The sequence below is a fragment of the Cohnella sp. WQ 127256 genome (assembly GCF_024519285.1).
In the GTDB taxonomy this organism is placed as follows: domain Bacteria; phylum Bacillota; class Bacilli; order Paenibacillales; family Paenibacillaceae; genus Cohnella.
Genome location: NZ_JAMZCY010000003.1, coordinates 203,406 through 226,096, shown reverse-complemented (window position 1 = coordinate 226,096; position 22,691 = coordinate 203,406). Strand labels below are relative to the sequence as shown.

Sequence of the window (22,691 nt, the reverse complement as noted above, 5' to 3'; positions counted from 1 at the left end):
CCAATGAAACGACTAGCGTTTATCCTGTTATTCGTCCTTCTTATCGCCTTATTCACGACAGGCTGCTGGAATCGGCGAGAGTTAAACACGCTCGCCATTCAGCTAGGCACAGGTATCGATAAAATCGGGGATCAATACAAACTTTCCGTGCAGGTTGTAGATCCCGGCGAAGTAGCCGCTGCCAAGAGCTCCTCGACTGAACGTTCCCCCGTCGTGATGTATAAGGCAACCGCCCCTTCTCTCTTCGAAGCCTATCGAACCATGACGGTTAACAGTCCCAGGAAAATATACGGTTCGCATATCCGCGTGCTCATCATCGGGGAATCACTAGCGCGAGATGGCATCGATAAAGTATTAGACCTTTTCTCCAGGGACGCGGAAAATAGAACAGATTATTACATTATGATTGCCCGTGGAACTACAGCAGAAAGCGTGCTTAAGATCTTGACACCGCTGGAGAAAATTCCCGCGAACAAATTGTTTGCCTCCTTGGATACTTCCTCCAAAGCGTGGGCACCTACGACTGCCTTTACCCTAGATAAATTGATTTCCCAAATGGTTACGGAAGGACAGCACCCTGTTCTGACCGGCGTGATCATTAAAGGTGAGCCCAAGCTTGGAGAAACGCAAACTAACATCAAACAAATCGAGCCCTCCGCCACCCTAACCTTGTCGGATTTGGCGGTATTTAAGGGCCCACGCCTCATCGGTTGGTTAAATAGAGACGAGAGCAAGGGCTATAACATTATCATGGACAATATCAGGAGCACCGCGTCTAACATCGCTTGTCCTAACGGTGGTTCAATCACACTCGAGCTCTTGCGTTCGAAAACCAAAGTCAAAGGGAAAGTCATTAGTGGCGAACCAACTATTCACGTTCAAGTAAAAACAGAAGCTAATATCGCTGAAGTCAATTGCAAGCTCGATATCCAAGATCCAATGACGATTAAATATTTGGAAAACCAAGCCATGCAAAAAACGATCGATCTCATGAAGAAATCCGTAAAAACGGCGCAAACACGCTACAATTCGGATATCTTCGGATTTGGACAAGCCATTTACCGAAGCGATCCCAAATATTGGTCCACAGCATCAAAACATTGGGAGGACTTATTCAGTCAGTTACAAGTGAAGTATAAAGTCGAATTTTTTATTCGAAGAACGGGTACGACGGGGAACTCTTTTGTTCAAGACATCAAGGGGTGAAGATCATGTTCGGGTCCATTTTCGTCGTACTGGTCGCTCTAATGATTAGTGTCATCGAGCTCCCCTCATTAATCCGCAAACGGTGGAGTAGAGAAACCCTCTTATACCTCCTGTTGCTAATCACAGGAACGACATTAAGCGTTCTTGCCATTCGGTTGACTCGTATATCAAGCCCGCTTAATTTCTTGATCTCCATATATAAGCCTTTGATAGATTGGTTTGCTTATTTCTTTCACTAAAGGGGAGGCATCGCATTGAACAATGGCAAGATTAGCGTGCAGCAAATGGCGATACTCGTCCTATTGGTCGTTATAGGGGACTCTATATTGATCGCTCCCTCTCTAGTGGCACATTTCGCTAAAGAGGATGCTTGGATTAGCGGTCTATTAGGTGTTGTCCTAGGGACACTGCTAGCCGGGCTGATTTACTTTTTAAGCCGTTTACATCCTCATGCAACCTTAGTCCAATTCAACCGCACTCTGCTTGGCAAATGGATGGGCGGGATCATGTCCTCCCTCTTCCTCCTTTACTTTTTGTTAAATGCTGCGGCCATGACAAGAGAAATCGGGGATTTCATCACCACGCAGATCATGCCCGAAACTCCCCTAAGAGCTATTCACCTGCTACTCGTTATTTTGCTGATGTGGGCTCTTTACAGCGGAATCGAAACAATTGCTAGGACGGCAGAGCTGTTGTTTCCCTGGTTCGTTATCTTTTTCGTGGTACTCCTTATATGCCTTGCCCCCAAAATCGAGATAGATCGGCTACTGCCAATCATGGGTCATGGATTCATGCCGATCCTGCAAGGCTCGATCTACGTGATCGTGTTTCCCTATGCAGAATTAACTGTCTTCCTGATGCTATTTCCTCTTGTCACTCGGAATAAGCATACCAACAGAGATTTTATCCTTGCGACAGCTTTAGGGGGAATTGCAATCACTGCAGTAATCCTAATTTGCATTCTCGTTCTTGGTCCTTACATCACTGCTCATCAAACCTATCCGACCTACGCACTTGCCAAAAAGATAAGTATCGGAGGCTTCTTGGAACGCGTAGAAGCCTTTCTTGCCATCATTTGGATTATATCGATTTTTTTTAAAACGATATTATACGCTTATGCATTCTTGACGGGATTTTCCCAGTTATTCCACTTGAGGAACGAGCGAATTCTTCTCATGCCTTCGGCGTTCTTGTTTTTTGGTCTTGCTTATGCCATTTCACCAAACATCATCTACTATGATTATTTTCTTACGAATTATTGGCCTCTCTGGGATTTCACCTATGCCCTAGTCATTCCACTCGTCCTTATGATCGTCCACCTATTTCGCCGTAAAAAAAGAGCCCATTCGGTGTAACCGAATCGGCCCGTCAGTCGGATTGCCGAAGAAGTCGGATTTCAACACGGCTCCTATTTCTCTTTCTGTTTTTCCAATAAAAAGGGGATCGCCCCGTTAGCCTTTCGTAGAAAGCTAATGGGCCACGTATAGATGAGGGCATACAAAATTCCACTTAGCTGCACATTGAGCAAAGTGGGTACGAGGGTTTACGATAACGAGTCGGGTTGGAGTGGTTTAACCACCGCTTCATCAATTGTCTTACACAATGGAGCGATCGTCGAAGCTAATTCACGAACGCCTTGTCTATGGCTTCTAGTACTCGATTCGTTTGGAACGGTTTGATGATAAAATCCTTGGCACCACTTTGAATGGCTTCAATAATAAGGTTTCGTTGTCCCATCGCGGAGCACATGACGATATTTGCCTCTGGATCAAGCTTCCGTATTTCCTTGACGGCTTCTATCCCCTCCATGACAGGCATCGTGATGTCCATCGTCACGATGTCTGGGCGCATCGATTTATATTTTTCAACAGCTTCTTGTCCATTCTTCGCTTCGAATACAACTTCATGCCCACCCGTAACCAATATATCCTTAAGTATCGCCCGCAAAAATGCTGCATCGTCGACTACCATGATTTTCGCCATTCCGTTCTCCCTCCGAGCCTGATCTTTTTTTCAATCATACCCGACAAAACTTAACAAATTCTGAACAAAGTAAGTTCACCTATGAAAAAGAGCCTAGATCTCATGATCTAGGCTCTTTTTCATAGGTGCTATGCGATGGCTATATTACGAATCTCCGCTAGTGTTGCTTCATCTAATTCAACATCTACAGCAGCTAAAACACTCAAAATATGACTCGGCTTTCTTACACCCACTAATGCGCTAGTTAATGCTGGATGTGCAAGCACATAAGCGATAGCTAGCTGAGGTAGAGTGATATCGAATCTTGCTGCAATAGCCTTTAGCTTCTCCGCACGATCCACATTACTCCTTAATCCTTCACCGATATGCGCCTTATTACGAGATCTCCAATCGTCATCCTCAAACTTGGTATCGTAGGTGTAATTGCCCGACAACAATCCCGACGTTAGAGGACTGTAGGCAACTACACCAATTCCATTCTCTTGGCAGTAAGGTAGAATGTCCTTCTCAATCGCGGGTCTGAGAATCGAATACGGCGGTTGCAAAGAATCGACGTGGCGCACAGTTAGCGACTTCTCCAAGAGTGGAACATCGTAATTGCTAACCCCAACATACCGAACCTTCCCGTCTTGCACTAGCTTGTCCATCGCCTGCATTGTTTGTTCAGCAGGGGCGTCCTCGGCAGGCCAGTGCATTTGGTATAAATCGATATAATTCGTACCTAAACGACGTAAGGAAGCATCTGCTTCGCGGAGGATTGACTCATACAAACCACTTCTCGATACCTCTTTATCCTCATTCCAGACTAAACCGCATTTCGTCGCTAAGATGACCTTATCGCGATCACTCTTAAGGGCTTGTCCTATCACTTCTTCAGAGTGACCTAGTCCATAGACGGCCGCTGTATCGTAGAAGTTCACACCCGCATCTAGAGCAGCGCGCACGCTATCGATAGATAGCTGATCGTCTTGACTTCCCCATGCACTAGCCCAACCCCCACCACCGATTGCCCATGAGCCAAAACCGATGACAGATATTTCAGGTCCGTTTTTCCCCAGCTTACGGTACTTCACTTCGCTTCATCCCCTCGCAAAGGTTCAATTGCCGCATATCCATCATCAATAAGCTCAAGCTTACCCGTATCCGAATGCATGATGAAGCCATGAACAGGGACAAAGCTCGGCATAAGAGGGTGCTTACGTATAATCTGAATGCTATGCTTTACCCCGTCCTCAGGACTATCGAAGCCTCTCAAGAAACGTTCCATGCGAATACCTGAGTTTTCTAGAGTATCTAACACCTCATCCGATATCCCATTTGCTTTGAACTTCTCTACAAGGGAAACCGAATCCAGTTGTGTCATCCCACAACCATGATGTCCGATCACGAGTACTTCTTTAACACCCATATCGTGAATAGCGATCAAGATGCTTCGCATCGCACTACCGAATGGCTGCGTCAAAATTGCACCCGCATTTTTGATGATTTTCGCATCTCCGTTACGCAGGTTAAGTGCTTTGGGCAATAGTTCAAATAGACGTGTGTCCATACAAGTTAAGATAGCAACCTTCTTATCCGGGAACTTATCCGTTAAATATTTCTCGTACCTTTTCTGCTCCACAAACTGTTCGTTAAACTCAAGAATTTCACTGACTATTGTCATCTTTATCTCTCCTCTTATTCTCTTCACACCGATCTCATTCATGTAATCAATGCTGAGAGATGACTGAGTTATCTCTTAAGTTTATTCGATTTTACTTAAATTGCAAAATCCCTTGCTAGATTAGTATCGTATTGCTGGCTCCAGTAGAGTGATTGTAGCATTATTAGCGTTCATGTTGGCAATTGCCCCAATGGGGATTGCCGCTTTGTAAACCCCATGTCCCGTTGCGAAATTTGTAAGCAAAGGCTTACCGAGGGGCACAATATAATCATTAATTAAATCCTCATAGGAGCGACCGTATGCATCTTGGCACCCCGTGCATTCGCCCATAATGATTCCGAGGCAGTCGCTAAACTTACCAGCTAACCTAAGCTGCTCTACATACCGATATACCGTATTCACCGGCTCATGAACTTCCTCAAGAAACAGGATTTTCCCCCTTGTATCCACTTCAAAGGGAGTGCCTAGAGAACCAACAAATGAAGTCAAATTCCCACCGACAAGCGGTCCACTTACGGATCCAGCAACCTTTCGTATGAGTGGTCTACCCGGTGGATTACTAATACTACGCGGTACGACAATAGAGGAGGTTGCAGAAAAAAACTGCTCGAAGTTATAGGGAGGTGTGCTTGGTTTGAAGTCGATGAGCAGAAGACTGTGCAGGGTTATAATACCTGAAAACTGGGTCAACGCATTTAATAACACGGTAATATCGCTATACCCGCTAACTATTTTGGGGTACCGGCGAATATACTCATAATCCAGATAAGGTAAAATCCCTTCTACACCCACTCCACCTCGAGACGGCAAAATCAACCTCACATTATTATTCGCAAACATATTCATGAGATCCTCAGCACGTTCTTGAGCCGTTCCCGCAAGATAGCCATTCTGCGCATACACATAACGACCTAATATCACATTCAGTCCCATAGACTGCAAATAAGCGACCCGAGCATCTATTACGCTAGCATCAAGCGGACTTCCCAATGTTACGATACCCACCGTATCGCCTTGCTGCAATGCCAGTGGTTTAATAGCCATACGAATCCCCTCCCCAGTATTGCCCGCTATTACAATCGTATGAGGGCAGAAGATAGGATATCCTAAAGGAAAGTTTGTTTTACAGATCGTTATTTATTTGGTATAGTTACTTACATAAAGTAACTGAAAATGCATCGGAGGAATGTCAAATGTCCCAACCTCAATCCATACATGGAGACACCGTACTTGGGGTACTCAAGCTTAAAGTTAGCAATCTGCAGCGGTCCATTCAATTTTACCGAGAAGTGGTTGGTTTCCAAGTGTTACGTAACGAGGGAGATAGCGCACAGTTGAGCGTGGATGGGAAAAATCCTTATCTCCTCCTTGAAGAGGTGAAAGATTCCGTCGTCACTGCAAGACAATCTACGACTGGCTTGTATCATTTCGCTGTTCTTGTACCGACCCGTGAACAGCTTGGCTTATCCTTGCGTACTCTAGCACAATCTGGCATTCCTGTGGGTCAGGGTGATCATCTTGTGAGCGAAGCTTTATATATTTCTGATCCGGACAATAACGGGATTGAAATCTATTGCGACCGTCCTCGTTCTGAGTGGATGAAGGATGCCGCAGGCAACTACATCATGGCGACAGACCCTGTTGATATCGAGGGCTTACTCAGGTTGGCAGGAGATAAAGAGTGGACAGGATTATCAGCAGATACGATCCTAGGACATATTCATCTGCATGTCAGTGAGCTATCCGCGTCTAAGGTGTTCTATTGCGATGTTCTTGGATTCGATCTCGTAGCCGATATGTCCAAAACGATGGGAGCCAATTTCGTCTCAGCTGGAGGTTATCACCACCATATCGGCATGAATATATGGGCAGGCATAGGTGCTCCCCAGCCTCCAGCGAACGGAACTGGGTTGGCCTATTATACGATCATTCTTCCTTCCACAACGGAGTTAGAGCGTATCCTTGATAACATCATAAGAGCCGGGTACCTCTTGATCGAGCAAAATGGAGTGTGGGCAGTAAAAGATCCCTCAGGGATTGAAGTCAGACTCATAGCTGCTGTCTAAATGAGTACTAGAGAATGTCTAGCATGGGCAAGCCCTTCGCCTTATTGCCCGACCTAAGCATACGAAAGGGCCATCGCAGAAAGTCTATTCAGACTCCTACGACGGCCCTTTTTGTACTAAAGATTACGACGCAGAAGGACTCGCAACATCATCCGTTGACTGCTCACCGGTAACTCCACGAGCTTTGCCCCCGCCATGATGACGACCGCCGCCAGGCCCTTTGCCATTAATACTACTTTCAACTCGTTCAGCTACTTCAGCCAATTGCTTGTCCGCTTGCTCCTGGGTTAGCTTACCCGCTTTCACAGCTTCGTTAATGCTGCTAGTTATCGTAGCCACCTGAGCATCGATCAGCTTTTGTACATCCACGCCTTTATCAGTGGCAAGATCTGCAAGTGATTTACCAGCCTTTAGTTGCGCCTTCACTTCATCTTCACTAAGTCCAAGTAGCTCCGCAGCTTTAGACAAATCCTGCCCCATACGAGCTCCCCCGCCCTTCCCATCGGGCTTGGACACTTGGAGGTCAGAATCGATCACCTTATCTAGATTAGTGGAGTACTCTTGTTTCTTTTCTTCCAGCTTCTTATTATAAGCAGCGGTCATCGCGCTTTTTAAGCTATCTCTTGAAACGCCTTGTTTCTCTGCGATTTCGGCTAGTGTTGCGCCTGCTTTGATTTGCTCATTCAGAGCTGCTTTATCAAGCTTCAACAGATCGAGTACTTCTTGACTTACACTACCTCTGCCTACGCCGAAGCCTCCGCGTCCCTCGCGCCCACCGTTCTTGAAAGACTGATCCTGCACTTCCGTCTTCACGCTTGTGGCGTCCGTAGTGCTACCTGATGTCGTTGCGGCATAAGCAGAGATTGGAATCATAACCGCTAAAGCAGCTGTAATCCCCAACGTTCTCACCTTATTTTTCATCGTAAATCCTCCTGTTCCATTTATTTTCTCGCCTTACCTCACCCATTATTATCAAATTGTATGAAAATAGGCTGAAGAAAACCTTAGTGGAACATAAGGACCTCCTGAAAGATTGCTGAACGTTATTCCATAAAAGCCAGAGTGAAGAACAATGGAGCATTGTAATCAATCGCATATTCGTTGCTTGCATAGCTGGACAAATCATCCACAAAGCTCTTGGCGGGTGGGAGCCCTTGATTAGCCATTTTCTCCAGAACGGGGTCATTCAAATCTTGATTCGGACCTCCTACCAACAATCCCGGTACGAGAATACCACTTGCCGCCGATATTCGGTGATGGGGATGCAGGGGATACTTCGTTCCTACCCCTGTTACGTAGCTCGTACCCATCGCATTCCTACCTAACACATAATGAAGCTGGTCAGCAGCACCATCCACATAGCTTCTATTGGATTGTAGCTCATTCGCTAGAAGCATGAGTTCACCCTGGGCTAATGCGTTCTTGTTCGAAGCCCAAGAGTATTCTTTACTGAGTAGAGAGCTCCTATAGCCATCCATCCCTACTCGATCTACAAGTCCATCCGCTGCCTTAATAATCGCTTGAGTAGCCACTTCCTTGCCTGCTGAAGGAGTAAGAGATGAAGTCACGACTGCCCACTGACCAAGCAATTGAGCATTAGCCCAGCTAATAAAGGTTGACTCATTACTCTGCAGGTCAGCGAATTCACGCTGTATCGTAGCATCGTAGCGACGATCTCCTGTCGTCTTCAATAGCTCAGCCTGCGCCCAGAAGCGCTCCTCCCGATCGCTTGACTTCTCATAAGGGCCAGAGCCCGAATTCTGACCCTCGTCCACACGAAAAAAAGCATCCGGATTCGCGTCAAGCCACTTTGCCGCTTTCTTCGAACTTGTCAGCAGCTTCTTCGCATACACCGGATCGAACGGCTCATAAATTCGCGCAGCCATGGCCGTTGCGGCCGTAAACATCGCAGTGCCATATGTCGACAGTCCGTATATCGAACGATCCTGCACATCCTCAGCCGGTAAAATAAAGCCAGGGAATGACCCTCCACTCACTTTGTGGTAAACAGCCCCATCCTCCCTCTGCATCCGAAGCATCCAGTCCAGCTCAAATTTCACTTCCGATAACACATCAGGTGCTGCCTTCGCCGGCTTCCAATGCGTCTTCTCCCTATCGTGCAGTAATCTCCTCCCCTCGAAAAATGCCGGACGAACCTCATAAGCCAGCATAAGCTGAGCGACCGTAACGGCCGCAACAGGGATGTATTTGCCATAGTCCCCTGCATCATACCAACCTCCATGTACATCGAGGGTAGGTTGCTGTCCTTTCTCATCCTTGAAGAAGAGTGTTGCTTCTTTATCCTGCAAATGTCCCGGTTGCAGCTTGAGTCCTATGAGCGGGTCATCGATCGCTTCCCCCGACCGTTGTAGCTTGTAGGAGCGTGCCACATTGATGAACAATTCCTTATACACTTCTTTATTGATGAAGAAGCGTAACGATTCGTTTCCTGCTACATTAATATGGTACCAGCCTTCCGTTGTAAGCTTACCGAAATCCACTTGCGATACCCAATCTCCAGAGGCAGCATCTTGCCGTGCAGCGGGACTGACTCCTTTCCATACCACCTTCTCATTATCATGTCGATCCGCTACGCTAACCTTTAACTCTGGGAACGGTTCATCCGCAGCAATGACAAAGACCTTAGGTCCATCCGGCAAATAACCAACCTGATTAAGATGAATGCGCAATTCCAACTCAGAGTCTATGACAATAGATGATGCTGTTTCTGATGCAGAGGTTGTTGGCGAGCTTGAGATAATGGCAGGAGTAGTAACCGATGACACTGCCTTTGGTTTCGACTCCGAACTACGAGTACAACCTGACAACATCGCTGTTGTTCCCATTAGGATACTGAGGATAAGCATCGCAAAACCCCTCTTTTTCACCATCGGTACTGAAGTCCCCTTCCCATCTAGAAAACGTTATCAGAAGTCTATTCGACCGCCCCACGCCAAACTCCTTCTTCCTCTGAATAACCGAAATCTTAAGGATTTCTTCAGAAGTTATTTTCATTTAATTAATGATTGGACTTGTATAATCAAATCATAACGGAGGGATCACGATGATTGAAATGAATCAAATAAACCATCAATTCACCATTGGCAAAAAAGGCAAGGAACGGGTCATCCCCGTACTTCACAACATAGACTTACAGGTTAAGCAAGGTGAAATAGTCGCTATTGTCGGACGGAGTGGCTCTGGCAAATCCACGCTACTCAATCTCATGTCTGGCTATATTAGACCAACATCCGGAACCATTCACTTGGCAGGACAAGCCGTAACGAATATGAGTGAAGGGGAATGGGCTAATTTCCGCCTGGCTCATCTCGGCTTTATGTTCCAGAGCTTCCAGCTTATACAGAGCATGACCGCATTCGAGAATGCGGAGCTGCCACTTGTCCTCAAGGGTGTCGGAGTATCCCAGCGCAAGAAGCGTGTTATGGAGATGCTCGATCAGGTTGGTATAGCTGATTACGCTGGTCATTACCCAGGAGAATTGTCTGGGGGACAGCAGCAACGGGTTTCTGTTGCCAGATCCTTAATGTTAAATCCACCCATTGTGCTTGCGGATGAACCTACCGGAAGCTTAGATAGCGACAATGAACGTCAATTGCTCGCCCTCATCCGACATCTGAATCAAGACCGAGGAACGACCTTTGTGCTCATTACACATGATGAGCAGGTGGCCTCTGTTGCTAACCGAACCATTACTTTGAAGGATGGACATTTGTTAACCGCAGCTCCTGCGAAAGGAGGAATACACTCCTATGAAGCTCACTGACCAGTTCAGATTTGTCCGACAGAACATGAAGAAGAACAAAACTCGCTTATTCATGACGGTACTGGCAACAGCAATGGGCTGTTCCTTCCTCATCGTTCTCGCTTCCGTTGGCTTTGGTTTACAGAAGAGTATCGTGGATAAAGTCGTTGGCGACCGGATGGTCACAGCCATAGATATCTACGGAATCGCAGCTAAGGACCAAGTAAATACGTCAATGGATCAAACCAATATAGAGTACTTGCGCTCAATTGATCATGTTAAAACGGTCACCTATCGCAATTATATTTTGCAAAATTTAAATCCTTCCGTCGAAGGTACCGCGGTGAACAGCAATGGTGCCGTTAATGTCGATTTCGTGGCCGAGGCGAAGGCTGGCTTCGCGCTAGCATCCGGAAGGCTTCCGCAAAATGGCTCCGAGGTTATTGTCGGCTACAACATTCGCGAGTCTCTTGACGGCAATAAGCCAAACACAGAGCCCCCTTCCGCCAAAGAGTGGCTAAGCAAGACCATGAACCTAGAGGTTGAGCAGTTGGCCAAGGACGGTACAAAGCAGTCTAAGACGATCCCAGTAACGATTGTCGGAATCGGTCAAAAGCCATCTCGGGAATGGCAAACGGACACGAAAGTATATGTAGGTAACGAAATCTTAACCGAGATCGAGAGCTTCACCCAAACCCAATGGGGAGAAAAGCGCATCCTCGCGGATAAGGAAAATAAAGATAATCCAGCAGGATACGAGCCTCTCGGATTACAGGATCCTCGTCAATATAGAGAGGTTCAAGCGATCGCCGACGGTGCTAATCATGTTAAAGCCATTGCCGAAGAAATTCGGGTTCAAGGCTACTATAGCCATTCCATCGCTGATGAGCTGGAGCAGGTTAATCTTGTTTTCCTTATTATGAAAATCGGTCTATTGTTCGTTGGCACCATCGCCGTATTGATCGCCTCGATTGGGATCTTTAATACGATGACGATGGCTGTAACCGAACGCGCTCAAGATATTGGAATCATGAAAGCGATTGGGGCTCACCCCTCTGCCATTCGAAGAATATTCCTCATTGAGAGCAGTATGATTGGGCTACTCGGTGCAGCCATTGGAACGATAGTGGCTTATATCATTTCCATCGCCGTTAATGCCGGACTGCCACTAATTATTGAAGGTTTCATGGATGAGAAAGTACCGCAGGACTTCATTTTCTCTTGGATTCCGCCTTACCTGGCGATTATCTCCTGCCTCATCTCTCTTGCAGTCGCCCTGCTATCAGGCTCGCGTCCAGCCAAACGGGCTACGCGCATTGACGTGCTTCGGGCGCTTAGAAGAGATTTATAGACACCTATAGAAACTTAAAGACATTGCTACAAAAACCTAGAAGGGCTACGTTCCGTGATCCTTCTAGGTTTTTTCCCTTCAGAACGTCCACATCGAATGCTCCCACATTTCGATAGTACCTAACTATGGACATCCCCTATTGCTAGTTCACAGGCGGCGCTTAATTGCTCAGGACTAACCTCCAATCCTTCTATTTTAAGATCAACGATTACTACCTTTATTTTATAAACCCCCTCTACAACTTCGTTTCCATCATTATCTTTAAAGTCCCAATATTCGTTATAAGTAAGCTTTCCGCCCTTTTTAATATCCATCTTCATCAAAGCTTGAGTAAATGCGTATTGAGTTGACCACTTATAAACCTCTACATCCTGATCATTGTAAGCAAAAATATCGTACTGCTGCCCCGAACCGAATACAATCTCAAGATTCCTACCAGAAATATTTTGAAGGGAAAAATTAATCTTTACTCCTTCATTTACAATTGCCGCCTCCAGTGTAGTTTTAAATAACCCTTTGACGGATTTAGACTGATTCTCTTTCTTTTCGATTAGCCCTTTTGCGATATCAGGATTAATAATCACTTTTTCGCTAGGTTGTATACTGCCCTCCCTGTGCGAAAGAATGACTTTCGTTTCCAATATGGGATTACTATCTTTAGTTGAAATACTGTCTTTAACTATAACTTCAGGAGTAAAGCTTTCTGCCTTTGCATCGTTTGATACATTCGTACATCCGACGAGCAACAACAGGCTAAATCCAAAGATTAATAAGCATCGAAACTTTGTCATACACAATCACCTCATTTTCTATGACGGCGATCATCCCCAAAATGTTCCATATTGCAGAAATAAAAAAAACCGTCAGACCTCTGTCGGTCTTTCGGTAGATAGCCATAATAGTTTTTAGTACCGCCTCGCGGGTTTATTGCGAGTGGATTTCCGACTGTCGCGCCAATTCTCGGCGTTTGAGCGACTTTCGCTTAGATAAGTCCATCACGCGGACTTATTCCCGCCGATTGCAATATTAGAGGGTGATTACGATTTACGATTTACGATTTACGATTTACGATTTACGATTTACGATTTACGATTTACGATTTACGACTTCTTTCGATCTGACGGAAGCAATAGAGCGAATAATCCAACTAACGGAAGGAAGCTACACACGAGCATGACGTCGGATAATCCGAATACATCGGCAGCATTACCAAGCGCAACCCCTCCGATGGCTCCCATACCGAAGGCTAAACCAGTCGTCAATCCCGATGCCATACCTACGTTCGCGGGCATGAGGAACTGCGCATAGACGACACTGACCGAGAAGCCAGATAAAATGACAAATCCGAGCAACGCGATAACCGGATATACCCAGAACAGAGGGAGATGGGGCAGGATAAGTGCGATCGGAGCAGCTCCTGCTATAGAAAACACGATCATGTTTTTCAAGCCTAGTTTATCCGCCAAGACCCCACCAAAATAAGTGCCAAGCACACCCGCAGCTAGAAACAGGAACACCGGAATTTGCGCTTGCTGGGTTGTTAAGCTGTAATGCTCTTTGAGATAAAACTGATAGAAGCTACTAATGCCAGCATGGTACCAAGAGCGGGCAAACACGAGAAATACAAGCATTCCCATTGCAAATTTAACCCGAGGATGACTCATCTTCTCAACGACAGTCGAACCCGCTTTGCCTGACGCTGCTTGTGCTCGCTGTGCTTCCCACTCTGCAAGCTTACGTTTATACCAAGGCAGCAGCCCGAGTAGAACAGCAATCCCAAATCCTGCGAATAGCGTTCCCCATATCGCTCCAAATTGACCAAGAGGAACAAAGATGAGTGCTGTCATGAGCGGAGCTAAGGAGCTTCCGGCATTCCCACCAACTTGGTAGACAGATTGTGCGAAGCCTCGTTTGCCCCCAGCCGCGAAATACACGACCCGAGATCCCTCGGGATGAAAGATCGCAGAGCCTAAGCCGATGAACACGACTGCCAATAACAAATACCAGAACTGTGGGGCAAAGGCGATACCAACCATTCCGATCATGCTAAGACCCATTCCGATCGGGAGCATATTGGGCAACGAGCGACGATCCGAATATGCACCAACTACGGGTTGCATGACGGATGAAGTCATATTCAGCATAAATCCGATCCAGCCGACCTGCGCCAACGACAGGTTTAGAGATTCTTCCAGTATCGGATACAACGCCGGTACGACCGCTTGCATGGAATCGTTCAGCATATGAACGACACTAATAGCAAGCAATACAGGCATTACCGTTTTCACTGCCGGGTTTGAATTCACGCTTTTGGGTCCTGCTATTGAAGCCAAAGTATTCCCTCCGTTGCTATAACACCTATGACTAACAAGTGTAGAATCGGAGCACCTTGAAGTCAAGAATCCAATTGGTAATGTAAGGGGATACATTAAAAAATATTAATTAGAATTGCACAATCTATCATGTAATATGAAAAAAGGTCAAATTTGGAAGAGGTGTGTCGAATGAGGACATTCGCCATGATTTTGTTTGCATTCTTTTTGTTACCTGTAGTCCTTACCGGGTGTAGCAGCCCTAAAGCTATTCCATTAGTAGAAAAAGAAAATGTCACATTAAACATTGGTTACTTATCTGAGGAAGACTTCGAGCAAAGATATGCGAATATCCTCCAACGCCAATACCCCAAGTTAAGGTACAATATTGTCCCAATGAAGGATCTGTATCGCGGACAAGCAACCGTTCAGGAATGGATGCAGCAGCACCAAGTAGACCTACTCTATATCCCCTCGCACTTATTCCAGTCGTTCATAGACCAGGGACAATTAAAGCCATTAGAGCCTTACATAGAAGGAGACGACTTTTCTCTCGATAACAGAGTTCCTGAAGTGATGGAATTGACAAGACTTTATGGGAATGGGATCTTTTACGGATTACCTCCAACGTTCTATGGAACTGCAATCGCTTATAACAAGACGATGTTTGATCAAGCTCACGTTGATCATCCGACTAGCGGTATGAGCTGGAATGATCTAACTATACTCGCTCAACGTTTCCCTCATGGGCTATCTTTCACTGATAAGGATGCTTGGCTTTGGATCCAAGAGATGGGCTATGATCTAGATCTCCAACTCTATAATGAAGAAACCCGAACAGTTACCTTCAATACTGATTCTTGGCTGAACATATGGAATTCTGCTATTGAGCCACTGAGGAATGGGAATGTTCTGTTCGACGACATTAATCAAAGCCCTTTCCATACTGGAGATCGCGCTATGGTAATGGTGCACAGCGATCAATTTAAGCAACTAGAGCAATTGGTAGCCGATTTCCAATGGGATCTCATTACCGTACCCATAAACCCTGCTCACCCGGATGTCTCCGATAGTCTAAGGGCTCAAGGCTATTATGCAATCCCACAGAGCTCATCCAATTCCGATGATGCTTGGGAAGTGATGCAATTTATGCTGTCTGACCGAGCAGCCAAGTGGGTAAGTGGGGATGAGTATGGGTATTCCACCTTATTAGATCAGTTGGGTAACAATGCAGAGGAGAAGAAGCACCGTTCTGTTTTTCACCAACTGCGTCCTTTGCTCTCAAATCCCACATCCCTGCCAGATTACTTACGTGAACTAGCTGCGCAAACGCTTGATGAACTTATCGCCGGCACAGGACCGATTACGATGGCTGATCTGGACAAGCTTCAGAAGCAAGCAGAGCTACTGCTCCAATCCGAAGCCCCTAAATCGACGGAGGAATGATGATGCGTTTCAAACATTTGCTCGTTCTTATCTTGCTTATATGCACTTTGTTTAGTTTATGGGGCTGTCAAAGCTCAGCGCAAGTGGAGCCAGTTATCCTCAAAGTTAGCTATCCTTCTGTCCAACAATTTTATAGAGATTACGGCTTTGGCTACGAGAAGAAATACCCACACATCCAAATTCAAGTCGTTCCTTACGACTGGGAAGCTGCGGATCCTGGCAAAGATGCGGACATCCGGTATATGCAGCTGATGTCTGATTACAAGCAACAGATTGCCGATGGTAAATTACTATCCCTTGCCTTCCGGTTTCAACAAGACCGTGACGAAGAGCTGCTCAAGATTTCTCCCATTATGGCGACATTACTGAAATCCGTTGCGGATAACGGCGAATTGTATGGCGTTTCTCCTACCTTTGAGGGGATAGGGTTATTTTATAATAAAGATCTGTTCACCAAATACGGGGTTGCCCTACCTACTGAAGGATTAAGCTGGAAGGGTATTTATGCACTCTCGATGAGATTTCCGAAGGAGACTGCTGACGGCAAGCCCTTGTATGGGTTGCAATTTGACAATAACCCTCGCACAGTAATGAAATATTTAATGGAAGCAGGTCGAACCGAGGGTTTATCCTATATTCAGCCGCAATCTCTTCAAGTTACGATCAATACGGATCGATGGCAAGCCTTATTGAAGGATGCGATAGAAGCATTTCGTTCAGGTTCTTTTTTTGCAGAAAATGATGCAGGCAATCCTCCCTTCCTGACCGGACAAGCTGCCATGACCATAGGCAATCTTGGATCTGCCTATAACTATGAGCAGTTCGCAAAAATGGAAGTCGCCGATGCTATAAATTGGGGACTCACCACACCACCAATCGATCCTGGACAGCCTGAGCGCTCCCGAGGCTACAGTATCCACGAGATTTTTGGTATTTCTGCCGATTCCACTCACCCAGAGGAAGCCTGGAAACTACTTAAATTTATGATATCCGATGCGGAAAACACTCGTTACATGACCAATTATCAGAACCGCGGAATACCTGTCATCACAGAATTCACCCAGCCTATTCCTGGTAAAGATGACCTCTCTCCCTTATATAGGCTGGAAGCTAATCCCGACAATCCTGATCCTTATCTATGGCTTGATCATGAAATTGTGAACGCCTTTCATGATACTGCCCAACCTATTATAGAAGCAGCCATTCAGGGTGACATGACCATTGAGGAAGCTTTGGCGGAAATCGAGCTTAAGGGCCAACAAGCCATTGATGCGAAGAAGCAGTAAATACACAGAAGAGCCATCCGATGCCGTGTGCATGGCGAATGGCTCTTCTGTGTATTAGCTCACCTTCAATAAAGCGTTAATTAGTGCTTTCATAGCCGTTAGGTTGGTCGTGGACATCCACTTATCTAACTGATCCTGATTCTCGTCGAAATAAGCCTCCAACGTCATCTTTAATTCCTTCGTATAGCTCCCACCAATCGAGCTACCTTCTTGCTTTAACCCTTGGATAAGCTGTCTCCAATTCGGGTTTCCCTGCTCGAATGGGGCTCGTTCTGGATATTGATCCGCCAGCTTCATAGCCGAATCGTAAGTCTCATTTAAATAGAGCTCCACTGCCACATAATTGCCGATAAACCGATGAGACCGATCTTCAGTCATCGCTTCTGCTAGTTCGACGGCTGCTTCCTTAAACCGTCTTTGTTTCATAAGTGCAGTTCCGTAAATAGACTGAGTATAGCTTTCAATCTTACCCTTGCGTGCTTCAACCAAACGTTTATAGTACCGATCGACCTGCGACCATTCCTTCTTCTCCTTGTAATAGTTGAATAACATGAAGATGTATCTCTCATTCGGATTAACCTCTACCATTTGCTTAATATAGGGAAGTGCTTCCTCGCTCATCCCCCTATTATTTCCAGACGATTCCAGAGCTTCATATAGTTTTACAATCATGCGCAGGCTATGACGATCTTCATTATTGTCCTCATACGACTTCTTGTATACGGCCATTGCTTCATCCAGCTGGTCATTCAGCAGCAATTGATCTGCTTCGGTTAATGTCCGCTCCTGCAAATAGAAAAAAGGTAAATTCCCAAGTGTATTCTCGTTCAAGCGATAGCCGTTACTCTTCGTTATCGGTCTACCTTGCGCGTTGAAAGCTTCCACACTCCAACTGAACCTCTTGTTCGGATTAGCGAAGCCTAGCAGCATTGAGCCATCAACGATCTCCTTGTCATCTACTGTTTTGTATGAAATACCAGATCCATGATCATAGAGCTCCTCGACTGGCATTTCGATATGATTATCCTTGATATCCATACGAAGTACGGTCCCGAACGACCCATTCTCTATCGGCACTGTTCCACTCAACTGATAATAAGCAGCTCCTTCAACCGGCCCCCACTGGAAGGAAATGGTTTTTCCAGTAATGACCTGCTGATTGATCGGTGATTGAATTTCCAGTAGAGGATGCAATACGATATTTGATATTAAGCTTTGTCCTTGCCCAACATCAATCCAGTCCTCATCCAAAGTCGGCCATGTCCAGCCATTAATTTGATCGAATAACAGCCCGATATACAGCTCGTAGCTCCCAGGGAGCACTCCCTTAAATTCGTAACGTCCCTGAGCATCAGTCAACATTTGATACGGTTCACCCTCCGTCACACTATGATAAACATCTTTCTCGCCACGAAGATACACGCCGATTCGTGCCATCGGAGTACCATCGCTTCGTGTAATGGTTCCCGACACAGTCGAGCTAGAATCTTCATCATGCTCCAATGCATTTTCAAGCATACCTTTAAGCGATGTCAATTGCTCCAGCTTTGCCGGGGTGAAGTCACCCATTTCCGGGAATTTCTCAAGCTCTTCCGCTTTCGCCTTTTTAAGCGCTTCTATTTCCCTGCTAACTTCTTTAACTGCACTACTAACATCACCCTTACGGATCAGAATTTGAGCCTTAAGCTGTGCTACCTCGCCATTAAAGTCGTCCATCGCATTCGGGCTAAGCTGCTTCGTTAATTCATTCAATATTTGATCGACATTGCCAATCTCGTCATATTTGGCGTATAGCCTTGCTTGCTCTAGCTTAAGCTCTCGCTTCTGACCGCTATAATTGCCTCCAAGTCGTTTCTCTGCTTTTTCCAAAGCATCTAGCGCTTGGTCCACCTTATTTTCACTGCCATAATAGAAGGCTAACTGTTTAGCTGCGCGAACCAAATATCCGTCTGGTGGACCTTCTAATAAATAAGCTTCCAAGTAGGGGAGCTTATCTTCCCAAGCCCAGTTCCGACTCTCACCCGTTGTAGAATTTGCCATCACTGAGCCATGAGCTCCAACGACTACATCGAATCCGTGAACCGCCGAATCTGTGCCGCTCTCGATCATATTTGTACGAATAAGCTCCCACTTCTGAGCTTTCGAAGACTTATCTATAACAGCAAGCAAGTTTTCCTTTCCATGAAGGCTCCCCTGCTCGTAACCTTTTTGCGCATGATATACCTGAAGCTTGGGGAAAACAACGAAGAAAAGCAACATTAGAAGTGCGCTGATGAAGAAAAGAGCCGTAACAAGATGCTTAACCTTTATGGTCACCTTCAACCGAACCCACCGCCTTCTCGAATTCATCCTTCCAATACGTGTTCCCCCCAGCCTCGATCAGCTGCCGTTGCTTCTGATTCGTAATCGAGGCGTCAATTCCCTCTTGAGCATCCCCGAGTTGATTAATCATTACAACCGCTAAAATAATCGCAACTCCAATCCCCACAGGCAAGATCGGCAATTCGAGTTCTTTGTTCCACAAAGCCTTCCAGCGCGTGCGCCATGTACGGGGATGGGTCCGCTCTAACACTTCTACACCCTTGGAAAATCGCATTTCCCCAAGCTCTTCATCCAATTGCTCCTTAATAAACTCCTGCTCTAGCTTCATCTCCATCCCCCTCCAATCTTTTTCTAAGCTGTATTCGCCCTCGAGCTAATCGTGCTTTGATCGTATTCTCCTTACTTCCAAGCTGATCTGCTATTTCCGTTATAGATAGACCGTTATAGTAATACAGCGTAATGACTTCCCGATACTTATAGTCCAAACCATGAATGGCAGTACTCAATTGCGTATTACGCCACTTTGCGAAGAAATAATCTTCTGGGCCAGGCTCCGTTTCTTCAATAACGGGATCCATATAGGCAAAAGGAAGCATGTTCCTCCAGCTCCAAGTTCGCACTCTCATTCGACACTGATTAATGACGATTCGGAGGAGCCAGCTTCTAAGCTTAGCCGGCTGTTTAAGCTGGCCAATCTTGTTGTACGCCTGAACAAACGTATCCATCACAGCCTCTTCTGCAGCTTGCTCATCCTTAACAATCAAATAGGCCGTCCGCTGTAGCTCATCCCCATATTGCACGATCAGCTCCTGCAGCGCAGTTTCATCCTTCTCTAGCAACCTCTTAATGACATCCAGATTGGCTCCCCCCTCTCCCACTTATTATGATGCGTCTAACCCCGATCAGGTTGCATTGTAATGATAAAAAAAACCGACCCACAAGTCGATTACACTTGTAGAGCCGGTTTAATTTCAGCTATTCGTTATTCACCTTAAAGCTTCTAGCCCAATAAATAACCGGCGTCGAAGCAACTGAGATGACAAATTTAAGAACATAAGTCGTGATTGCAATTTCCCACCATACATTCCAGGTGTATTCCCCAATAAAAGCAATAGAGCAGAAGATCAGCGTGTCTACCAATTGGCTTACACCTGTACTTCCATTGTTACGAATCCACAGCTGGCTTCGTGTCGGATACTTCACTTTAAGCTTACTGAATAGCTTAACATCGAGAAACTGGCTGACGAAATAAGCTGTCAGACTAGCTAGAGCGATACGTGGGGCTAACCCGAATATCGCCTGAAGCGCAGGCTGCCCGAAATCAGTCTCTTGCGGCTGGAATACGAGCACCATCTGCATGATTGCCGTAGACATGAGCAAGAAGAAGAATCCAAACCATACCGCTTTCTTCGCTTCCTTCTCACCGTATTTCTCATTCAGTAAGTCCGTCGTGAGATAAATCGTCCCATACATCGTGTTACCAAGCGTCATGACGAATCCGAACATTCCGATCGTCTTGAGCACTTGAATGTTGGCGAGTACAACCGCCGCTGCGATCCAGGCATACAGCCCCTGCTTACCGAACAATCGATAGCAGATCAGGAACAACGCAAAGTTGACTAGGACGAATAAAACGCCCCAACCCAGATTAAACATAACCATCCTCCTAGTTTTGTTGACGCGGGAGTTTGCGAACCGCGGCTCCGCTTTGCGGAGCAAACGCCTAATTATAGCATACAAAAGGAGTCGGCCAGACTAGGAATTATTTCCTAGCCTGACCGACTCCAATCAGATATTAACAATTATGCGGATATGCGCTCTTCCTTAGCAGCAACAACAGGCTGTTTAATCTTACCGATGAGCAAGCTTAAAGGCAATGCAGCTACAGCTACGAAGGTTGCGATAAGATATACATCGTTAACGCTCATCGTAAAGGACATCATTCCGATATGGAGCTCGTTCGTGTCCCCTGCCTTCATCAAGGATGCGGCATGATCAATGGAACGTGATGCAAGCAGCGTCGTAAAGATCGCGATCGCGAACGATCCAAAGACGTTCCGCGTCCAGTTCGAGATGGCCGATGCGTGACCAGATAGCTCAGGAGGAATTTGCTCCATACTAGCATTACTGGAAGGCATAACGACAAGTGCAATCCCCAAGTTCCGTACAATCATCCACCATACGATATACGAATGAGGAACATCGAGGCTTAACCAGCTTAATGTCAATGTACCCAGTGTTAGCAATAAGATTCCCACTGACATCAACCAACGGGGGCCTACGATACTATACAGCTTTCCGACGAATGGCATGGCGAGCGCCATAACAAGTGAAGCCGGTAATAAGATCAATCCCGTATCCATAGCGGATACGTGTTGAATCCTTTGTAAGAATATCGGCGTCAGCAATGTGCCAGAATATAAGCTAATTGTGATAATGTTGGCAATAATTGTATTTAAGGTGAATCTGACGTTCTTGAATACACGCAGATTAAGCAATGGTGTCTTGGCTGTAAGCTCCCGCCATATGAATAACACCAGCATAAACGCTCCACCAATGAGCAGGAGTCTAACCTTCATGGAGTCCCAGCCCCAAGTGTGTCCTTGACCAAGGGCTAGCAATAGGGAAGTACTGCTTAGGACTACGGTAATAAAACCAAACCCATCAAAGCTTTTCGGTATATTAAGTCGATAATAAGGAATATAAGCATACACACATACAATCGCAATGATTCCAATGGGGATATTCATTAAGAACAACCACTGCCAATCAAAGTTTTGCAAAATCCAACCGCTAATCGTTGGGCCGAACGCGGGTGCCAGCATCGCGGACAGTCCCCACAAGGCAATGGCCATCGCTTGCTTGTCGCGAGGAATGATCTGATAGATAATGGACATAGTCGCCGGAATGATTAATCCGCTAAAGGCTCCTTGCAGCACTCGAAAGAAGATCAGAGATTGTTCGTTCCAAGCAGCGGCGCATAATCCTGATGCTACTGTAAATCCAACTAATGAGAACAGATATAATCTACGATAGCTAAATCTCTCACCTAAATAGCCAACAACCGGTGCAGTTGTCCCCATCGCCAACATAAATCCAGTTAAAGTCCATTGTACAGAGCTTAGAGTGGTGTCGAAATGATCCGTTAAAATTTCTAATGCGAGATTAATGGTAGCTGACGCTAAAACGCATAAGAAAGACCCGATAAAAATAGCAGCCATAATTGGCCAGAAACGTATTTGCTTCTCGTTCGTATTACTCATAAAACCTTCTCCACATCCTCCATTGATTGT

22 protein-coding genes are annotated in these 22,691 nt (G+C 45.9%); 9 read left to right on the top strand and 13 right to left on the bottom strand.

Going from position 1 to position 22,691, the window contains the following annotated elements:
* The first annotated feature begins 3 nt into the window (after nt 1-3).
* The 4 genes from M1K58_RS11195 to M1K58_RS11180 are packed head-to-tail and all read left to right on the top strand — an operon-like array spanning nt 4 to nt 2,693.
* Nucleotides 4-1,206: a Ger(x)C family spore germination protein gene (locus M1K58_RS11195; RefSeq protein WP_256758933.1), complete on the top strand. Its 1,203-nt coding sequence runs from the start codon at nt 4-6 to the stop codon at nt 1,204-1,206.
* Nucleotides 1,207-1,211: 5 nt separating this feature from the next.
* Nucleotides 1,212-1,445: a hypothetical protein gene (locus tag M1K58_RS11190; protein ID WP_256758932.1), complete on the top strand. Its 234-nt coding sequence runs from the start codon at nt 1,212-1,214 to the stop codon at nt 1,443-1,445.
* Nucleotides 1,446-1,460: 15 nt separating this feature from the next.
* Nucleotides 1,461-2,561 (top strand): GerAB/ArcD/ProY family transporter, encoded by a 1,101-nt coding sequence (locus M1K58_RS11185; RefSeq protein ID WP_256758931.1) that lies wholly within the window; start codon nt 1,461-1,463, stop codon nt 2,559-2,561.
* 21 nt (nt 2,562-2,582) lie between these two features.
* Complete coding sequence (locus M1K58_RS11180; protein WP_256759038.1) at nt 2,583-2,693, top strand: hypothetical protein; 111 nt, start codon at nt 2,583-2,585, stop codon at nt 2,691-2,693.
* 133 nt (nt 2,694-2,826) lie between these two features.
* Here the strand turns inward: M1K58_RS11180 and M1K58_RS11175 are convergent, their stop codons facing one another.
* From M1K58_RS11175 to M1K58_RS11160, 4 genes are all read right to left on the bottom strand, one after another.
* Complete coding sequence (locus M1K58_RS11175) at nt 2,827-3,189, bottom strand: response regulator (protein ID WP_256758930.1); 363 nt, start codon at nt 3,187-3,189, stop codon at nt 2,827-2,829.
* 128 nt (nt 3,190-3,317) lie between these two features.
* On the bottom strand, nt 3,318-4,262 hold the full coding sequence (locus tag M1K58_RS11170) for an aldo/keto reductase (RefSeq protein ID WP_256758929.1): 945 nt from the start codon (nt 4,260-4,262) through the stop codon (nt 3,318-3,320).
* The gene (locus tag M1K58_RS11165; RefSeq protein ID WP_256758928.1) at nt 4,259-4,852 is read right to left on the bottom strand and encodes a beta-class carbonic anhydrase; all 594 of its coding nucleotides are present in this window, start codon (nt 4,850-4,852) and stop codon (nt 4,259-4,261) included. Before M1K58_RS11165 ends, M1K58_RS11170 begins: the two co-directional genes overlap by 4 nt.
* A gap of 120 nt (nt 4,853-4,972) precedes the next feature.
* Nucleotides 4,973-5,896 (bottom strand): S66 peptidase family protein, encoded by a 924-nt coding sequence (locus M1K58_RS11160; RefSeq protein WP_256758927.1) that lies wholly within the window; start codon nt 5,894-5,896, stop codon nt 4,973-4,975.
* A gap of 149 nt (nt 5,897-6,045) precedes the next feature.
* Between M1K58_RS11160 and M1K58_RS11155 the strand changes: the two genes are divergently transcribed.
* Complete coding sequence (locus tag M1K58_RS11155; protein ID WP_256758926.1) at nt 6,046-6,918, top strand: VOC family protein; 873 nt, start codon at nt 6,046-6,048, stop codon at nt 6,916-6,918.
* Between the two features lie 123 nt (nt 6,919-7,041).
* Here the strand turns inward: M1K58_RS11155 and M1K58_RS11150 are convergent, their stop codons facing one another.
* Together M1K58_RS11150 and M1K58_RS11145 are read right to left on the bottom strand one after the other, a co-directional pair.
* Nucleotides 7,042-7,839, bottom strand: a complete 798-nt coding sequence (locus M1K58_RS11150; RefSeq protein ID WP_256758925.1) for a hypothetical protein — start codon at nt 7,837-7,839, stop codon at nt 7,042-7,044.
* Nucleotides 7,840-7,961: 122 nt separating this feature from the next.
* The gene (locus M1K58_RS11145) at nt 7,962-9,809 is read right to left on the bottom strand and encodes a glycoside hydrolase family 9 protein (RefSeq protein WP_256758924.1); all 1,848 of its coding nucleotides are present in this window, start codon (nt 9,807-9,809) and stop codon (nt 7,962-7,964) included.
* A 173-nt stretch (nt 9,810-9,982) separates the two neighbouring features.
* Here M1K58_RS11145 and M1K58_RS11140 point away from each other — a divergent pair, with 173 nt between their 5' ends.
* Nucleotides 9,983-10,702: an ABC transporter ATP-binding protein gene (locus M1K58_RS11140; RefSeq protein ID WP_256758923.1), complete on the top strand. Its 720-nt coding sequence runs from the start codon at nt 9,983-9,985 to the stop codon at nt 10,700-10,702.
* Nucleotides 10,689-12,032: an ABC transporter permease gene (locus M1K58_RS11135; protein ID WP_256758922.1), complete on the top strand. Its 1,344-nt coding sequence runs from the start codon at nt 10,689-10,691 to the stop codon at nt 12,030-12,032. Before M1K58_RS11140 ends, M1K58_RS11135 begins: the two co-directional genes overlap by 14 nt.
* Nucleotides 12,033-12,151: 119 nt before the next feature.
* Here M1K58_RS11135 and M1K58_RS11130 read toward each other — a convergent pair whose 3' ends face one another.
* Nucleotides 12,152-12,823, bottom strand: coding sequence for a BsuPI-related putative proteinase inhibitor (locus tag M1K58_RS11130; protein WP_256758921.1), 672 nt, complete (start codon nt 12,821-12,823; stop codon nt 12,152-12,154).
* A gap of 309 nt (nt 12,824-13,132) precedes the next feature.
* Nucleotides 13,133-14,308 (bottom strand): MFS transporter, encoded by a 1,176-nt coding sequence (locus M1K58_RS11125; RefSeq protein ID WP_256759037.1) that lies wholly within the window; start codon nt 14,306-14,308, stop codon nt 13,133-13,135.
* Nucleotides 14,309-14,536: 228 nt separating this feature from the next.
* Between M1K58_RS11125 and M1K58_RS11120 the strand changes: the two genes are divergently transcribed.
* Nucleotides 14,537-15,790 (top strand): ABC transporter substrate-binding protein, encoded by a 1,254-nt coding sequence (locus M1K58_RS11120; RefSeq protein WP_256758920.1) that lies wholly within the window; start codon nt 14,537-14,539, stop codon nt 15,788-15,790.
* Nucleotides 15,791-15,792: 2 nt separating this feature from the next.
* Nucleotides 15,793-17,076 carry an extracellular solute-binding protein gene (locus tag M1K58_RS11115; protein WP_256758919.1) on the top strand — a complete coding sequence of 428 codons (1,284 nt, stop codon included), beginning with the start codon at nt 15,793-15,795 and terminating at the stop codon, nt 17,074-17,076.
* A gap of 54 nt (nt 17,077-17,130) precedes the next feature.
* Here M1K58_RS11115 and M1K58_RS11110 read toward each other — a convergent pair whose 3' ends face one another.
* From M1K58_RS11110 to M1K58_RS11090, 5 genes are all read right to left on the bottom strand, one after another.
* On the bottom strand, nt 17,131-19,398 hold the full coding sequence (locus M1K58_RS11110) for a carboxypeptidase-like regulatory domain-containing protein (RefSeq protein WP_256758918.1): 2,268 nt from the start codon (nt 19,396-19,398) through the stop codon (nt 17,131-17,133).
* Complete coding sequence (locus M1K58_RS11105) at nt 19,376-19,726, bottom strand: hypothetical protein (protein ID WP_256758917.1); 351 nt, start codon at nt 19,724-19,726, stop codon at nt 19,376-19,378. Before M1K58_RS11105 ends, M1K58_RS11110 begins: the two co-directional genes overlap by 23 nt.
* Nucleotides 19,701-20,237, bottom strand: a complete 537-nt coding sequence (locus M1K58_RS11100) for an RNA polymerase sigma factor (RefSeq protein ID WP_256758916.1) — start codon at nt 20,235-20,237, stop codon at nt 19,701-19,703. The genes M1K58_RS11105 and M1K58_RS11100 overlap by 26 nt, the downstream gene beginning before the upstream one ends.
* A gap of 136 nt (nt 20,238-20,373) precedes the next feature.
* Complete coding sequence (locus tag M1K58_RS11095) at nt 20,374-21,054, bottom strand: queuosine precursor transporter (protein WP_256758915.1); 681 nt, start codon at nt 21,052-21,054, stop codon at nt 20,374-20,376.
* A gap of 146 nt (nt 21,055-21,200) precedes the next feature.
* Complete coding sequence (locus M1K58_RS11090) at nt 21,201-22,661, bottom strand: DHA2 family efflux MFS transporter permease subunit (RefSeq protein ID WP_256758914.1); 1,461 nt, start codon at nt 22,659-22,661, stop codon at nt 21,201-21,203.
* Nucleotides 22,662-22,691 lie beyond the last annotated feature (30 nt).